Raw genomic sequence first — 16949 nt, forward strand, 5'->3', positions numbered from 1 at the left:
TAATCTATATTATAATTATCAACTAATAAAGGAGTTATATATTTATGACATTAGAAATAGCTATTTTTCTTTCAATGAATGGGCAAGCAAAGGAGGCGATTAATTTTTATATACGTAATTTAGAAGCCAAAAAGTTAATGATTGTTACGTATGAAGAACTGGCGAAAAGAGATAGTTCTTTTAAAATTACAAGTGAAAATAAAGATCATATTGCTCACTCTGTTTTACAAATTGGGAATACAAAGCTAATGATAGCAGAAGATACAATGAATACTAATGAACGTTATAACGTTGGAAATAACATGTCACTTTGCATTCAAAGCGCTAATTTAGAAGAAATACAAAGGTTTTATAATAATTTAATTTCCGATAAGCATGTGAAAATAATCTCTCAGCTAGAAAAAAATATATTTAGTGAAGCATATGGTATTATTGAAGATCCTTATGGCATACAAATCCAATTAATGTATGATAAACGACTAAACTAATTAATTAATCATATTCACATATTCCTAATAAAAAAGACACGAAATTCGTGTCTTTTTATTTTATAGAAATGACTCTACCCTTTTCACTGCTTTCAATCGCTAATTGAATCAGTTTAATAACATCTAAACCTTCTTTTGCTGTTACAGGTAGTTCCTCACCATTTAATATACTATCTCGTACACCTTTATAATAATTGTCATAACAACCGACTTCTGTTGGAATACGCTCTAAGCTTTCTTCTGTTTCTAAAGTAGCAAAATTCTCTTCATCGTCTACCCCATAACCGTTATTGCCTGGCTTCATTCCATTTTTTAATTGCTCTTCCTGCGAATCCATACCGTACTTCACGATAGAACCTTTCTCTCCATGCACTATAAAATGCGGTCCAGCTTTTTTCACATAACTGCTGCTACGTAAAATGACACGTTTAACTCCGTAATGCAGTACTATGTGGAAATAATCATCCACCTCTGCACCTGGTCGTTGTTTTATTACATCTGCACTTATCGCATCTGGTTTCCCGAATATTGATAACGCTTGGTCAATTAAATGCGATCCTAAATCGTATAATATACCGGAACCTGGTAGATTTTTTTCTCTCCATCGATCACGTACATGTGGACGGAAACGATCAAAATTTGATTCATATGCGTATACATTCCCTACTCTGTTTTCTCCTAACAATTTCTTAATTGTTAAGAAATCATTATCAAAACGACGATTATGATATACGCTTAACATTACATTATGCTGCTCTGCTAATGTAATAAGCTCTTCCCCTTCTTCAATTGAAACAACAAATGGTTTTTCTACAACAACATGCTTACCGTTTAAAATTGCTTCTTTTACATATGGAAAATGAGTTGTATTAGGTGAGGTAATAACAACTAAGTCAACATCAGCTCGCTTCACCAATTCATCAATTGTACTAACAACATTAGCGTTTGGTAATGTTTCTTTTACTACCTCTTCTTTTGAGGATAATACAGCTCGAATATTATATTCTTCTATTGTTTGTAATAGTGGGATATGAAATGTCGTACTAGAAAAACCAAATCCTACAATCCCTACACCTATTTTTTTCATGTTGCCCCTCCATTTGTGCCGCTTTAATGGGCAGTAAGATTCCTAACCCAAAATTCAGTGAAAGCTAAGGAATTAGGTGAGGAATCAACTGCTTGTTAAAGCCCGATTAGTTCAACTAATAATCAGTGAGGATGAAGAAAATCCCCATTGATTAAAGTTTCACTTTATGAGAACGATTTCATTCAGTTATTATAACAAGATTATTATTATTTACATAATAAATTGCCTAGAAAAAAGCATCTTGCTACTATTCATAGCAAGATGCTTTTTTTACTCCGGTCGTTTTTTCGTCCACGTTTCTACTACTTCACCAGTATCATTTACATCTAGCACTAGGCTACCATTACTATACCGGTCTTTATTTCGATACGCTTTCGGATCAATCTCTTCTACAATGTTTTTCTCTGTCTTCATGTAAACTAATTCATCGTCCCGAACAATTTCAATACCGACAATGCGGTACGGATTACGTTTTAACTCTTTGAAAATAACAAGACCTCGCTTCGCCCTCGTTGATTTTTCAATTTCTGATGCTTTTAGACGTTTTACAGCACCACGCTGCGTTACGAGAATAAGTTGATCTTTATCACCATTTAACGGTTTACCAGAAGCGACATAGTCATCTTCTTTTAAATTAATTGCTTTCACACCAGCAGCTCTTACACCGACTGGACTTACTTCATCTTCATGGAAAATAAGTGCATATGCACCATGTGTAGCAAGAACGATATCACTCGTTCCATCTGTCGCAAATATATCGACAACTTCATCATCTTTTTTCAAGTTTACAGCAACGAATGCCCTTGAATAACGCTGAACTTTATATTGATTTAATTCTGTTTTCTTTATCATACCATTTCGTGTTACAAATACGATAAATCGTTTTTCTTCCTCAAAGTTCGGTACAACCGTTGCCCAAATGATCGTTTCATCTCGGTCGAGTGAAACGATATTTGCAACGTGCTGACCTAAATCTTTCCAACGAATATCTGGCATTTCGTATACTGGAAGATATATATAGTTCCCTTTACTTGTGAATAAAAGAACTGTTTCAGTCGTATTCGTATCGAATCGTTCAAGTAAGATGTCACCCTCTTTCATACCGAAGTCTTTGCCGTTTGATGCATTATGTGAGCGCCATCCAGTACGTTTCACATATCCTTCTTTCGTTACAGTAACGATGACATCTTCTTGTGGAATCATCACTTCTACGTCTATTTTAATTTCTTCAATTTGTTCTTCAATAATAGCACGGCGATCATCACTATATGTTTTCTTAACTCTCTTCAAATCAGTTTTAATGACTTGAAGTAATCTTTTTTCACTTTGTAAAATTGACTGTAGCTCTAGAATTTTCTTATTAAGCTCATCTGCTTCTTCTTGTAACGCCGTAATGTCTGTATTCGTTAAGCGATATAATTGCAAGGAAACAATTGCTTCCGCCTGTGCTTCTGTAAAGCCAAATTTTGCACTTAAATTATCTTTCGCATTACGTTTATCTTTTGAAGCTCGAATTGTCTCGATTACTTGATCTAAAATCGATAATGCTTTCTTTAAACCTTCTACAATATGTTGACGATTTTCTGCTTTTCTTAATTCATATTGCGAACGTCTCGTAATAACCTCTTTTTGATGTCCAATATAAGCATCCAAAATTTTTGGTAATGTCATAAGTGTTGGACGACGATTATTAATCGCTACCATATTAAAGTTATATGGAATTTGCAAATCTGTATTTTTATATAAATAATTTAAAATACCTTCAGCGTTTGCTTCTTTCTTTAATTCAACAACAATTCGTAAACCAGTACGATCTGTCTCATCACGCACTTCAGCAATACCATCTAACTTTTTATCTAGACGTAATTCATCCATTTTCTTTACAAGGTTTGCCTTATTCACTTCGTAAGGAATTTCAGTGATTACAATTTGTTGTTTCCCACCGCGCACTGTTTCAACTTCTGCTTTTCCGCGAATAATAATTTTACCTTTACCTGTTTCATACGCCTTTTTAATACCATCAATCCCTTGAATAATACCGCCTGTTGGGAAATCTGGTCCTTTCATAACTGTTAATAAATCATCAACAGTACTATTTGGCTTATCAATACGCATCATTGTAGCATCAATAACTTCTCCAAGATGATGCGGAGGAATTTCTGTTGCATAACCAGCGGAAATCCCTGTAGATCCGTTCACTAATAAATTCGGGAACGCTGCTGGTAATACAACTGGTTCTTCACTCGTATCATCAAAGTTTGACACGAATTCAACTGTTTCTTTATCAAGATCACGTAATAATTCAGATGCGATTGGTGATAAACGAGCTTCCGTATAACGCATTGCTGCCGCTGGATCCCCATCTACACTACCATTATTACCATGCATTTCAACTAAAACATTACGTACTTTCCAAGTTTGGCTTAAGCGTACCATTGCCTCATATACAGAGGAATCTCCATGTGGATGATAATTACCAATAACGTTACCTACTGTTTTAGCTGATTTACGAAACGCTTTATCATGTACATTACCTTCTACATACATAGAATATAAAATACGTCTTTGTACTGGCTTTAAGCCATCACGTGCATCTGGAAGTGCACGATCTTGAATAATATATTTACTATAACGTGCAAAGCGATCACCTAACACGTCTTCAAGCGGGAGGTCATGAAACTTCTCTGCTTGCATGTTATTCCACCTCCGTCTCCATAATCATTTCATTTTCTAAAATATTTCCTTCTTCTTGCATGCCAAACTGTACATTGCGTTCAATCCATTTACGGCGCGGTTCTACTTTATCGCCCATTAATGTTGTAACGCGACGCTCTGCTCTTGCTGCATCATCAATTTTCACGCGAATTAATGTACGCGTTTCAGGATTCATTGTTGTTTCCCATAATTGATCCGCATTCATTTCACCAAGCCCTTTATAACGTTGTAACATATAGCCTTTTCCAACTTTTTTCGTTACACCGTCTAATTCCTCATCTGACCAAGCGTATTCAATTACTTCACTCTTACCTTTTCCTTTACTTACTTTGTATAAAGGAGGGAGTGCGATAAACACTTTACCCGCTTCGATAAGTGGCTTCATATATCTGTAGAAGAACGTTAATAACAATACTTGAATATGAGCTCCATCCGTATCGGCATCGGTCATAATTACAACTTTATCGTAGTTAATATCTTCAACATCAAATTCATTTCCTACACCGCCGCCAATCGCATAAATGATTGTATTAATCTCTTCATTTTTAAAGATATCAGCAAGCTTTGCTTTCTCTGTATTAATTACTTTACCACGTAATGGTAATACGGCCTGGAAACGACGGTCTCGTCCTTGTTTCGCTGAACCACCAGCAGAGTCACCCTCTACTAAATACAATTCGTTTTTCTGAGGATTACGTGATTGTGCAGGTGTTAACTTCCCGCTTAACGTACCTTCTGATTTTTTCTTCTTCTTACCACTACGTGCTTCTTCTCTCGCTTTACGAGCAGCCTCACGTGCTTGCGCTGCTTTAACTGCCTTTCTCACAAGAAGTGTAGCTACATCCGGGTTTTCCTCTAAAAAGTAAGCTAAATGCTCTGAGACAATGGCATCAATAGAAGAACGAGCTTCACTTGTACCAAGTTTCCCTTTCGTTTGTCCTTCAAACTGAAGTACTTCTTCTGGTACACGTACAGAAACGATAGCCGCTACACCTTCACGAATATCTGTACCTTCTAAATTTTTATCTTTTTCTTTTAATAATGAAACTTTACGAGCATACTCATTGAACACACGCGTCATTGCTGTTTTAAATCCAGCTTCGTGTGTTCCACCATCTTTTGTACGTACGTTATTTACAAACGAAAGAATATTTTCTGAGTAACCATCATTAAACTGGAATGCTAGTTCTGCTTCAATCCCGTTTTGTTCACCAGTGAAATATACAACCGGGTGAATTGAATCTTTTTCTTCGTTTAAATATGAAACGAAAGCTTCGATTCCTGTTTCATAATGAAATATATCTTCTAAATCATTACGTTCGTCTTTTATCGAGATTTTCATTCCTTTTAATAAGAATGCAGATTCACGTAATCTCTCGCATAATGTTTCATAATTGTAATTTGTCGTGCTGAAAATCGTTGTATCTGGTTTGAAGTGCATTGTCGTACCAGACTCTTTCGTTTTCCCGATTTTCTCTAACGTCGTTGCAGGAACGCCACCATTTTCAAAGCGTTGTTCATAAATGTTACCATCACGTTTAATTGTTACTACTAACCATTCTGACAAAGCGTTTACAACTGATGCCCCAACACCGTGTAAACCACCACTCGTTTTATAGCCACCTTGACCAAACTTACCACCTGCATGAAGTACAGTTAAAATAACTTCAGGTGTAGGTTTCCCAAGTTTATGCATTCCCGTAGGCATTCCTCGCCCTTTATCTATAACGCTAATACTATTATCTTTATGTATTACGACTGAAATTTCGTCGCCAAATCCCGCTAACGCTTCGTCAACGGAGTTATCTACTATTTCATATACTAAATGATGCAATCCACGGCTATCCGTACTCCCGATATACATACCCGGGCGTTTTCGAACGGCTTCAAGTCCTTCTAACACTTGAATCGCATCTTCATTATATTGGAACTGATGCTTCGCCAAACTCCTTGCCCCTTTCCTAATCCAAAATCAGAACATATGTTTCTATTATAGAATAACGCCTCGACTATAGTTTTGGCAAGTTATCTTATCTCTTTTATATACCATCTTCAATAGAAAAATCCTTGTTTTCTCACAAGGATTCCTCTAGGCTACTATTTCAGAAAAATAATCGTTTGTCAACGAGAAATGGATATGTATTCCAAGATTACACATTCCAAACCTTTATTATGATCCAAATGATCAAGATCCAAAATGGGATTACAAATAACAATCCCCAAAAACAGCCTTTAAAAAATCTCATGATGAACACCTCGTTCATCGGCCCTACTTATCTATAATGAGGGCTGAATCAATCTTTCTACTTTTAAATCTATACTATTTTGTCATCGCATGTTCTACTTTAATACAACGATCCATTATTACAGTATAGTCTTTTTCTTTTAAAAGTTTATATGTATCTTCATCTTGTACTCCTAATTGTGCCCAAAAAACATCTGCATCAATCTCTACAAATTCTTTTGCAACACCCATTAAAAACTCTGAGCGACGAAATACATTTACTATGTCAACGTGTTCCTTAATATCCTTTAGTGAAGAAACTGCCTTTTCTCCAAGCACCTCATCTACTGTTGGATTAACTGGAATAATACGGTATCCAGCATCTTGCATTGCTTTTGAAACCATATACGATGTACGTTCTGGCTTATCTGATAATCCAACAACCGCAATTGTTTTGCTTTTCTTTAACACTTCACCAATTTCCGTACGAGTTGGGTTTTCAATTGTCATAATTAATCCCTCCTATTCCTTTAGTATAGCCGATAAAGAAAGTCTCTTTCAATATGAAAGAGACTTTCTTTTATTTCGATTATTGATTCTTTGTAGCTGAATTATCTGCTAAAGTAGCCGATTTCGTCATTTTTTGACCGTTACGGTAGAATGTAACTTCTACTTTCTCGCCTACTTTTTTCTTTTCATATAAATATTTACGGAATTGAAGTGAGTTTTCTACTTTTTGATCATCTAATGCTACTACAATATCATATTGCTCTAAACCAGCTTTTTCTGCCGGTGATATTGGGTAAATTTTACCTAATACAACACCATTCGTTACTTCTTTCGGTACTTTCAATTGATTGACTGCATAAGCTTGCACATCTTCTAACGAAACGACACCTACTCCAAGAGCTGGACGTTTTACCACTCCGTCTTTTTCAAGTGATTCAATAACTGGCTTTGCGATATTAATTGGAATAGCAAATCCAATTCCTTCAACTTCTTGCTGTGCAATTTTACTTGAATTAATTCCAATTATTTCACCATTTTGGTTAAATAATGCACCACCACTATTACCTGGGTTAATCGCTGCATCTGTTTGAATAACTTGTGCTTGCCAATCTGGTCGTTTATCGCCATCAATATCAACTGGAATTTCACGTTCTTTACTACTAATAATGCCTTCCGTTACACTTCCATCAAATCCTAGTGGGTTACCGATTGCAATTGCTTTTTCACCCGCACGGATTTTACTTGAGTCACCTAAAGTTGCAACTTTATTCACATTAGAGCCGTCAATTTCAACAACAGCTAAATCTAACCAAGGATCTTTCCCTACTAACTTTGCATCTACCTTTTTACCATCACTTAGTTTTACAGCAAGTTTATTTGCACCATCTACTACGTGGTTGTTTGTTACAATATATGCTTTATTTCCTGCTTTTTTATAAATAACACCTGATCCTGAACCAGCTTGTTGTTCTTGACCTGTCGGTTGCATTGCAAATGGATCAACACTTTGCTGCATATTAATAACACCTACAACAACGTCTTTCGCTCCTTCAATCATACCAGGTAAATCAGTTTCATTTTTCGCTTTATTTACAACAGGAACTACAGTACCTTCTACTTTTGAATCCGAACTAAATGATGATACTGGTGCTCCATTATTTTGAGCCCATGGCATATATGGTGCTGCAAAACTAATCGAAACCGCTCCGACTACAGCTCCCACTAAACCTGTGAAGAAATAGCCTTTTTTACTACCTGATTTTCTCACTTCTCTCGTTTCACTATGCTCTTCATTTAAATTTGGTCCGTCGTAATATCCCATGTTTTATTTCCCCTCTCTGGTGAATTCGTATTTTCAGTATAGTCACGTTTTGTGTCCTTCTTGTGAACTCATCGTGAAATCCAATTAAAAAAATACTCCTATCTAACATTGTAGACAAGAAAAGTATTTTTTGTACATTCTACCTTCAAAAGAGAGTATAAAATCGCCATTTTCCTAGGCTAAATTACACAAATCGTTCTAGATTATTCTTCAAATTTATAACCAACTCGAATAACAGTACCGATATGCTTCGCTTTATCTCCTAACTTATTTCGAAGTTTTTTAATATGGGTATCAACCGTTCGGTCATCACCGTAATAGTCATATCCCCATAACTGGTCTAATAAATGTTGACGTGATAAAACGATTCCTTTGTTCTCCATTAAATAAACAAGAAGTTCAAATTCTTTATGTGTCAATATAATTTCTTCTCCATCTACTAAAACAGTTCTAGATAGACGATTCACTTCAATTCCAGCTAAAGACATAGCATTTTCTTCCGCTACACCTACCGCACCATCCGCACGTTTCAATAACGTCTTTGCACGAGCTACTAACACTTTCGGGCTAAATGGTTTGGTTACATACTCGTCTGCACCTAATTCGAAACCTAGCAATGTATCATCCTCATCCGAACGCGCTGTCAACATAATAATTGGTACTGCTGATTCTTTTCTAATTCGTCTACAAACAGACCATCCATCTATTTCCGGTAACATAATATCTAACATAATTAAATCAATTTCATGCTCTGCAAATAACTCTAACGCTTTTTTCCCATCTTCTGCTTCGATTACTTCAAAGCCTTCATTACGAAAATAATCACTAACAATTTCACGTAATCTTCTTTCATCTTCAACAAGCAATACTGTTTTATTCATATAATCTATCCCGCCTTTTTACTCTTTCAATCGAATAATACGTTGATTGGAGCTTCCGCGAAATGGAAGTGTTAAATCTTTTTTCTCAATTTCAAACCTTCCATCGACTAAAACATCCCCATAATGTAACAACTCTATCATATCATTATTTTGAGAACTCTGTATCTCTTCTAACGTATAACCTGTATACATCCATAGGTTTTTTTTCAAATCTTTCACGATTTTTGCTACCTTTTTCACTTCAGCAGCTTGAAAAAATGGATCTCCACCTGAAAATGTTACATCAGTTAATGGATTACTTGCAATCTCTTTCACAATTTCTTCTACTGTCATTTCCGTTCCGTTGCAAATATTCCACGATTTTGGATTATGGCAACCGACACAACGATGCGGACAGCCCGCAAAAAACACGACTGTCCGCAATCCTTCTCCATCTACTACACTATCATGAATAATATTCATCACTTTCATTTATGTTTCACCCGATCTATCTCTTCACTACGTTTCGCACTATTCCACTTCGACATATCTCCTACAAGATAGCCTGTTATGCGGCGAATTCTTTCTATATTAGCCTCATCTTCATTCCCGCAACTTGGACATTCATTTCCAATAACCCCGTGATAACTACAGCACTTACAACGGTCAACAGGATGATTAATTGAACCGTATCCAACGCCATGTTCTGCCATGGCTTGTACAATTTGTTTTAATGCCTTTTTGTTATGCATCGCTGCTCCGTCTAGTTCTATATACGTAATGTGTCCTCCATTACAGAGAGCATGAAACGGGCCTTCTAAACGGATTTTATTTATCGCTTGAATGTTATAATAAACTGGAATATGGAATGAATTCGTATAGTAATTATGGTTCGTTATACCGCTAATTACGCCAAATTCTTCTCTATCTTTTTTCACAAACTTTCCTGATAATCCTTCTGCTGGAGTTGCAATTATCGAGAAATTCAGTTGATGTTCTTCTGTCGCTTTATCCATTCTATCTCTCATAAAGGAAATAATTTCATACCCAAGTTTCCATGATTCTTCATCTTCCCCATGATGCTTTCCTGTTAAAGCTACTAAACATTCCGCAAGACCGATAAAACCAACACTTAACGTCCCTTGTTTTAAAATCGAAGCTACGGAGTCTTCAGGCTGCAATGCTTCTCCACCACGCCATACACCTTGTGAATATAAAAACTGAAAATCTCTTGCTCGCTTCGTACATTGATACGCAAATCTTTCTAATAACTGCTTAATTCCTAAATCTAAATAGTAGTTTAGCGCTTCAAAAAATGCTTCTTTTGAACCACTAATTAACGCTAATTTCACTAAATTGATAGACGTAAATGATAAATTCCCTCTACCAATCGCTGTTTCTTCTCCATGTATATTAGACATAACACGGGTACGACATCCCATGTAACATACTTCACTTTCTGGTCTTCCATCATAATGCACTGCATTAAACGGAGCATCTAAAAATGAAAAGTTAGGGAATAATCGCTCTGCAGTTGTCTCTAATGCTAATTCAAATAAATCGTAATTCGGATCACTTTCTTCAAAATTCACACCTTTTTTCATCTTGAAAATTTGAATCGGAAAAATTGGTGTCTCTCCTTTACCAAGTCCAGCTTGTGTCGCTTTTAATAGTTGTTTAATTAACATTCTTCCTTCTTTTGACGTATCTGTTCCGTAATTAATAGAAATAAACGGTACTTGTCCTCCGCCCCTACTATGCATACTATTCGAATTATGAACGAAAGCCTCACACGCTTGATACGTATCATTTTCCGTTTCTTTCCATGCAAATTCTTCTATTTGTTCTTTCGTAAGCGGATATGATTGTAATCGTTTTTTATGTCTCTCAATTGTTTTTCGTACATAAGGTGCTAAATCAATATCAAAGAGTGCAAACGATTGACCGCCATGCTGCATATTTTGATTCGCTTGAAAAATAATAGACGAAAGAGCCAATGCACTTTTAATGTCTTGTGGTTGTCTCATATGTCCATGTCCAGTATGAAAACCGTTAGCAAGCATTTGCGCTAACGGAATTTGCGAACAAGTCGTCGTTCCTGTCGCATAAAAATCTAAATCATGTGGATATAATATATTTTCATTTATCGCTTTTTTCACTTGATCTGACAATAAATTCTCAACAGCATAATATTTTGCACTCTCAGATGCGAACGTTCCCATTACACCCATTGGAGAGCGGCCGTCTACATTTGCATTTTCTTGCATTAAATCTTGTTCATTGCCGTGGACTATCGTCTCGAACACTTTCATTAATTCTTCTCCACGTGTATTATTTTGTAACATTTATAACCCTCCACCAATATGTTGTTGTCTTTTGATTAAAATGTTACTACATATAGCCTTGCTGTTTCTGCGAGAAATGTAACATTACTGTGAAATTTTTTTCACGAAATAATGAATTTTTCATTTACAAAAAAGAAATGTGCTCTTTACAAATGTATGGTACAATGTATGGGAAAAACTCTTTTTACCCTTTATCAACACATTTGAATAAAGGAGACTGAACTTATGGTTACTACATATCTTTTATTTATCGTTGCCTACTTACTTGGCTCGATTCCATTTGCACTAGTTGTTGGAAAAATTGGCTACGGAATCGATATTCGTGAGCACGGGAGCGGTAATCTAGGCGGAACAAACACATTCCGTACATTAGGGAAAAAAGCAGGTTTTACCGTTACAATTGCTGACATTTTAAAAGGGACATTAGCAACAAGTCTACCAATGATTTTCGGATTAGATATTCACCCACTATGGTTCGGATTAGCGGCTGTTCTTGGACATGTCTACCCGATCTTCGCGAAATTCCGTGGTGGTAAAGCAGTTGCAACTTCTGCTGGGGTGCTATTATGCTATTCACCAGTTGTTTTTGCAATATTGGCTGTTGTATTTTTCACCCTTTTATTTACAACAAGATACGTATCACTTTCTTCTATGGTAACAGCAGTTGTTGCTGTTATTGCATCCATTGTTAGCGGGGATAAAATCTTCATTATTGCGATGTGTTTATTAGCAGGTATGGTTATTTATAAACACCGTGCAAATATCGGACGAATTATAAATAAAACTGAACCAAAAGCAAACTTTTCAAAAAAGCAAAAATAAGATCGTAACCCACATAACGCAAAAAGAAAACGTGAAGCATATTAATAGCGTCTTTTTGCGTTATTTTTTATACTAAAGAAAAAGCAACATAACTTGGAGGAACTATACATGAATCTTTCCGTAACAAAAGAAGCAGCACAATGGTATAAAACTGAATTAAACTTACAATCAAATGAAACACTACGCTTTTTCGTACAATACGGTGGTTGCAGTACTGTGCAAAAAGGACTTTCTTTAGGTATTCGTAAAGATGATCCTGCACACCCTGCTGTTCAAATTCAAGAAGAAGGTATTAACTTCTTTATTGAAGGCGATGATGAATGGTTCTTCGATGGACATAATTTATCTGTTACACTTAATGAAGGTGACGACTTCCCACAATTTAATTATGAAAAATAAAAAAGCGCGGCTTCTGCCACGCTTTTTTATTTTTTCTTAATTTCCTCATATTTCGCATACCACTCAGGATATAACTTTTTAAATGATACAGGGCGGAATCCTTCTTTTTTCGCACAAATATTCGTCGTACTTGCAGTAATACAAAGATCACCATCACCATTATATATTTCATATCCATATACAACGCGAAGCGGGCTCACAGTATCTACCCATGTTTTTACGATTGCCTTTTCTCCATAACGCATCGCTTTACGATATGAAATTTGTAAATCTAACACAGGAGAAATAATTCCTTCTTTCTCCATTTCAACATATGAAAAACCTAAATCTTGTATAAGTTTCGTGCGACCTAACTCAAGCCACACTAAGTAGTTTGAATGGTAAACAACACCCATTTGATCTGTTTCCGCATAACGGATTTCAACTTCATGTTCTGCTACAAACATATGTATTCGCCTTCTTTCACTTCTGCTACCTTGCATACATTTAATCATAATACAGTGACATCAAAAATAAAATAAAAACAGTGAATCTTTTACTGAAAGGAGCCAGCATATGATTCAAATTGTAACTGTTCGTAGTGGTGATAGCGTATATAGCTTGGCATCAAAATATGGATCAACACCTGACGAAATAGTAAAAGACAATGGACTAAATCCAGCTGAAACGCTCGTTGTTGGTCAGGCACTTATCGTTAATACGAAAGGAAATAATTATTATGTACAGCCTGGTGACAGCCTATATCGAATTTCTCAAACATATAATGTCCCCCTCGCTAGTTTAGCTAAAGTTAATAATTTATCTTTAAAATCTATTCTCCATGTCGGACAACAATTATATGTACCAAAAGGCACAAAACGAGCTGTAGAATCCATCGCTTATTTACAACCTTCAACTATACCGATTAAAGAGAGTTTAGTTAATGCGACACGCGCCATCAATCCATTTTTAACATACTTAGCCTATTTTAGTTTTGAGGCAAAAAGAGATGGCACATTAAAAGAACCTACTGAAACAGCTAAAATTGCTAATATTGCAACGCAAGGTAAAACAATCCCTATGCTCGTTATTACAAATATTGAAAATGGTAATTTCAGTGCCGATCTAACATCAGTTATTTTACGCGACGCAACGATTCAAAACAAATTCATTACTAATATTTTGCAAACAGCTCAAAAATATGGCATGCGAGACATTCATTTCGATTTCGAGAGTGTAGCACCTGAAGACCGCGAGGCGTATAATCGCTTTTTACGAAATGTAAAAACACGCTTACCTAGCGGGTACACATTGAGCACAACTCTCGTACCGAAAACAAGTTCAAATCAAAAGGGAAAATTTTTCGAAGCTCACGATTATAAAGCGCAAGGGCAAATTGTTGATTTCGTCGTCATTATGACATATGACTGGGGATGGCAAGGCGGTCCACCGATGGCGATTTCTCCTATCGGTCCAGTGAAAGAAGTACTTCAATATGCAAAATCTCAAATGCCTCCACAAAAAATTATGATGGGGCAAAATTTATACGGGTTTGATTGGAAGCTTCCATTTAAACAAGGAAATCCACCCGCAAAAGCAATTAGCTCTGTCGCAGCTGTTGCACTAGCTCGTAAATATAATGTTCCTATTCGTTATGATTTCACAGCCCAAGCTCCTCATTTTAATTACTTTGATGAAAACGGCGTGCAACACGAAGTTTGGTTTGAAGATTCACGGTCTGTTCAAAGTAAATTCAATTTAATGAAAGAACAAGGTATAGGCGGTATTAGTTACTGGAAAATCGGTTTACCATTCCCGCAAAATTGGCGTTTACTCGTTGAAAATTTTACGATTACGAAAAAAGGCTGACAAAAGTCAGCCCTTTTTTTCATATTACTGCTAAAAACTCATCTTTCATTTCCTCACAAAAAAGAAGAATGATAACATTCTCCTTTTTAACCGTTATCAACAATCGGTTGTTTACCTGTTTGATCTTGCATTTGCTTTCCTTTATTTCCACCAGCTTTTTTCGATTGTGTTCCAATATGATTTGGTGCAAAGTCTTTTGAATTTTTTTTCGGATTACCCATTACTATCGCCTCCTTAACACTAGTATCGTACTAGCGTTAAGAATTATTCAGCTTGCTTAAAAAGTTTCATTTCATAACGTTTTTCGATGCGCTCTTCAATGCGATCAATTGCATCACGATCGCTTAATAATTGTTGTTTATTTTCATTTACAAGTTCTTCAAACGATTTACGGCGACTTCTTCTCATGTTGTTCACCCTCTCTCCTTCACTTTCTTATTACATAGTATGAGCAAACGAAAAACTCTTTAATCAGATTTGTAAGAAAATTTTATGTTTTGGTACTCCTAAAAAAACTCCGTGTACAATATATTGCACACGGAGTTTTTCATACCATAATATTTAAATACTCTTTCAACTTTTCATCTGCATTCATTTCATTTTCTTTATAATCATGAAGCGCCTGTAATACAAAATCATACTGCTCTAAAATATAACTTTCTAATTTCATAACATCCTCTAAGCTATTAAGCATAATTCTCGTATTACCAACTTCACTTTTTAACGCCGGTTCACATTTTAAACTTGTACATATTTCTTTCACATCTTCTTCTAATATCTCTGTTAATACATATTTCTTTCGCCCTTTTACCTTTAATCTCATAACTGGATAAAAAGCTTTTATATCTAAATAACTTCCTACGTTCATACAACGTAGCCATTCTACATTACGTTTATTACGTGCAAGCATTTCTTTCACCGCTTCGTATACTACGATTTCATCAAGTGAGACCTTATTTACTTTTCTCTGTCCTTCTTCTTCAATAGCTGCACACTTTTGATAAACAGCAGCACACGTAATGCAATCGTCAAATGCATTATGAGAGCTTAAACGAATTCCAAGCATTCGCTTTAACGTTTCAAGTTTATGATTAGGCGCATGCTTCATGTATTTCTTCGCTAAAAATACAGTATCAATTACTTTATTTTTAGGTTCAGGTAGCCCTAGCATATTTACATTACTTTTCAAAAAGCGCATATCAAAAGAAGCATTATGGGCCACAATAACATTTGTATGTAAAAATGCTAAAAATAAAGGTAATACCTCTTCAATCGTCGGTGCATCTGAAACACGATAATTGGTAATACCGGTTAAACTCGTTATTCGGTCCGGAATTGGTCGCTCTGGATTCACGTATGAAACAAATTGATCTACCAGTTCATGATTACGATATTTCACCGCTGCAACTTGAATAATTTTATCATTATAAGGGTTAAATCCTGTTGTTTCAAAATCAATTACAACATAATCTAACGGTAAGGATACATTCCCCACTCCATACACTCCTTTATCTCTAAACGATTATATTTCTTACATCATATCATGAAGTTATTACTACTTGAAAAAGAAAAGGCAGAAATGGGAACTCTCCACCTCTACCTTTTCACCATTATTTTAATTTAGCAACCCTTTTCTCCATCTCTTTTTGCGTCATCGGCCCAATAAACTTATCTTGAATGACACCTTTTGTATCTATAAAATACGAAGTTGGAATCGTAATTACTTTATACGCTGTTGTCACATCAATGTTCTTGTCCAATAAAATAGGAAAAGTAATTCCTTTTTCTTTAGCAAAATTGCTTACCTTTTCTTCCCCCCCACCTTTTTCTGAAGGCGTATAGTTGATTGCTAAAATTTCTACGTTTTCTTTATGTTCTTTATAGAAAGCCTCCATATCCGGCATTTCTTGTTGGCAAGGTCCACACCACGTTGCCCAAAAGTTTAAAATCACTTTCTTTCCTTTTAAATCTGATAGCTTTACATTCGTTCCATCTAACTTCGTTAATTCGAAGTCTGGCGCACTCTTCCCTATTTCAATACCATTACTTGCAATCATCTCTTTCATAGCAGCTTCACTTTGTTCTTGCTCCCCTTGTACCATCTGCTCTTTTTTACCAAACTGTTCATAAGCTGCATATCCCGCTAAACAAAGTAACACTACAATAATCGTAAGCTTCCGCCACATGTTATATCACCCTAACGTATTTATCTTCTTATAACTTAATTACTCAAATACTATATACCTTATTTTAGCTTATACGGACAAGCTTGGAAATATTCAGAGTCGAAATAATTAGAATATTCTCATTTGAAGTGTAATCTTTTCCTT

General features: G+C 35.6%; 17 protein-coding genes. 4 read left to right on the forward strand and 13 right to left on the reverse strand.

All coding sequences use genetic code 11. From position 1 onward, the window contains the following. The first annotated feature begins 44 nt into the window (after nucleotides 1-44). Nucleotides 45-488 (forward strand): VOC family protein, encoded by a 444-nt coding sequence (locus BUA87_RS21665; RefSeq protein ID WP_000171338.1) that lies wholly within the window; start codon nucleotides 45-47, stop codon nucleotides 486-488. A gap of 55 nt (nucleotides 489-543) precedes the next feature. Here the strand turns inward: BUA87_RS21665 and BUA87_RS21670 are convergent, their stop codons facing one another. The 8 genes from BUA87_RS21670 to BUA87_RS21705 all read right to left on the reverse strand — a co-directional run bounded on the left by BUA87_RS21670 (nucleotide 544) and on the right by BUA87_RS21705 (nucleotide 11550). Continuing rightward, a complete protein-coding gene (locus BUA87_RS21670) occupies nucleotides 544-1575 on the reverse strand; it encodes an oxidoreductase (protein WP_000719780.1) in 1032 nt (343 codons plus the stop codon). A 270-nt stretch (nucleotides 1576-1845) separates the two neighbouring features. Then, complete coding sequence (gene parC, locus BUA87_RS21675; RefSeq protein ID WP_001147467.1) at nucleotides 1846-4269, reverse strand: DNA topoisomerase IV subunit A; 2424 nt, start codon at nucleotides 4267-4269, stop codon at nucleotides 1846-1848. A 1-nt stretch (nucleotide 4270) separates the two neighbouring features. Continuing rightward, on the reverse strand, nucleotides 4271-6235 hold the full coding sequence (gene parE, locus BUA87_RS21680; RefSeq protein WP_001062197.1) for a DNA topoisomerase IV subunit B: 1965 nt from the start codon (nucleotides 6233-6235) through the stop codon (nucleotides 4271-4273). A 375-nt stretch (nucleotides 6236-6610) separates the two neighbouring features. Continuing rightward, entirely contained in the window at nucleotides 6611-7024 is a 414-nt protein-coding gene (locus BUA87_RS21685) for a CoA-binding protein (protein WP_000151392.1), read from the reverse strand. Between the two features lie 79 nt (nucleotides 7025-7103). Next, nucleotides 7104-8345 (reverse strand): S1C family serine protease, encoded by a 1242-nt coding sequence (locus BUA87_RS21690; RefSeq protein ID WP_000542643.1) that lies wholly within the window; start codon nucleotides 8343-8345, stop codon nucleotides 7104-7106. Between the two features lie 203 nt (nucleotides 8346-8548). Then, nucleotides 8549-9226 (reverse strand): response regulator transcription factor, encoded by a 678-nt coding sequence (locus BUA87_RS21695; RefSeq protein WP_001044679.1) that lies wholly within the window; start codon nucleotides 9224-9226, stop codon nucleotides 8549-8551. A gap of 18 nt (nucleotides 9227-9244) precedes the next feature. After that, complete coding sequence (nrdG, locus tag BUA87_RS21700) at nucleotides 9245-9697, reverse strand: anaerobic ribonucleoside-triphosphate reductase activating protein (protein WP_000867078.1); 453 nt, start codon at nucleotides 9695-9697, stop codon at nucleotides 9245-9247. Then, nucleotides 9694-11550: an anaerobic ribonucleoside triphosphate reductase gene (locus BUA87_RS21705; protein WP_000940082.1), complete on the reverse strand. Its 1857-nt coding sequence runs from the start codon at nucleotides 11548-11550 to the stop codon at nucleotides 9694-9696. Before BUA87_RS21705 ends, nrdG begins: the two co-directional genes overlap by 4 nt. Nucleotides 11551-11775: 225 nt before the next feature. On the opposite strand from BUA87_RS21705, the gene plsY reads away from it, so the two are divergent. Next, nucleotides 11776-12372, forward strand: a complete 597-nt coding sequence (plsY, locus tag BUA87_RS21710) for a glycerol-3-phosphate 1-O-acyltransferase PlsY (RefSeq protein ID WP_000258974.1) — start codon at nucleotides 11776-11778, stop codon at nucleotides 12370-12372. A gap of 108 nt (nucleotides 12373-12480) precedes the next feature. Then, the gene (locus tag BUA87_RS21715) at nucleotides 12481-12771 is read left to right on the forward strand and encodes a HesB/YadR/YfhF family protein (protein ID WP_001054455.1); all 291 of its coding nucleotides are present in this window, start codon (nucleotides 12481-12483) and stop codon (nucleotides 12769-12771) included. 26 nt (nucleotides 12772-12797) lie between these two features. Here the strand turns inward: BUA87_RS21715 and BUA87_RS21720 are convergent, their stop codons facing one another. Continuing rightward, nucleotides 12798-13217: an acyl-CoA thioesterase gene (locus BUA87_RS21720; RefSeq protein WP_000495808.1), complete on the reverse strand. Its 420-nt coding sequence runs from the start codon at nucleotides 13215-13217 to the stop codon at nucleotides 12798-12800. Between the two features lie 109 nt (nucleotides 13218-13326). Between BUA87_RS21720 and BUA87_RS21725 the strand changes: the two genes are divergently transcribed. Then, nucleotides 13327-14619: a glycoside hydrolase family 18 protein gene (locus BUA87_RS21725; protein ID WP_000614858.1), complete on the forward strand. Its 1293-nt coding sequence runs from the start codon at nucleotides 13327-13329 to the stop codon at nucleotides 14617-14619. An 86-nt stretch (nucleotides 14620-14705) separates the two neighbouring features. On the opposite strand, the gene sspN is transcribed toward BUA87_RS21725, so the two are convergent. From sspN to BUA87_RS21745, 4 genes are all read right to left on the reverse strand, one after another. Further along, a complete protein-coding gene (sspN, locus tag BUA87_RS21730; RefSeq protein WP_000527987.1) occupies nucleotides 14706-14840 on the reverse strand; it encodes an acid-soluble spore protein SspN in 135 nt (44 codons plus the stop codon). 43 nt (nucleotides 14841-14883) lie between these two features. Next, on the reverse strand, nucleotides 14884-15027 hold the full coding sequence (locus BUA87_RS21735; protein ID WP_001254699.1) for an FbpB family small basic protein: 144 nt from the start codon (nucleotides 15025-15027) through the stop codon (nucleotides 14884-14886). 139 nt (nucleotides 15028-15166) lie between these two features. After that, complete coding sequence (locus BUA87_RS21740) at nucleotides 15167-16114, reverse strand: 3'-5' exonuclease (protein ID WP_065229193.1); 948 nt, start codon at nucleotides 16112-16114, stop codon at nucleotides 15167-15169. 115 nt (nucleotides 16115-16229) lie between these two features. Next, nucleotides 16230-16805 carry a TlpA family protein disulfide reductase gene (locus BUA87_RS21745; RefSeq protein ID WP_000269064.1) on the reverse strand — a complete coding sequence of 192 codons (576 nt, stop codon included), beginning with the start codon at nucleotides 16803-16805 and terminating at the stop codon, nucleotides 16230-16232. Between the last annotated feature and the right edge of the window lie 144 nt (nucleotides 16806-16949).

Source organism: Bacillus sp. bc15 (genome assembly GCF_900142585.1).
GTDB classification, from domain to species: domain Bacteria; phylum Bacillota; class Bacilli; order Bacillales; family Bacillaceae_G; genus Bacillus_A; species Bacillus_A cereus.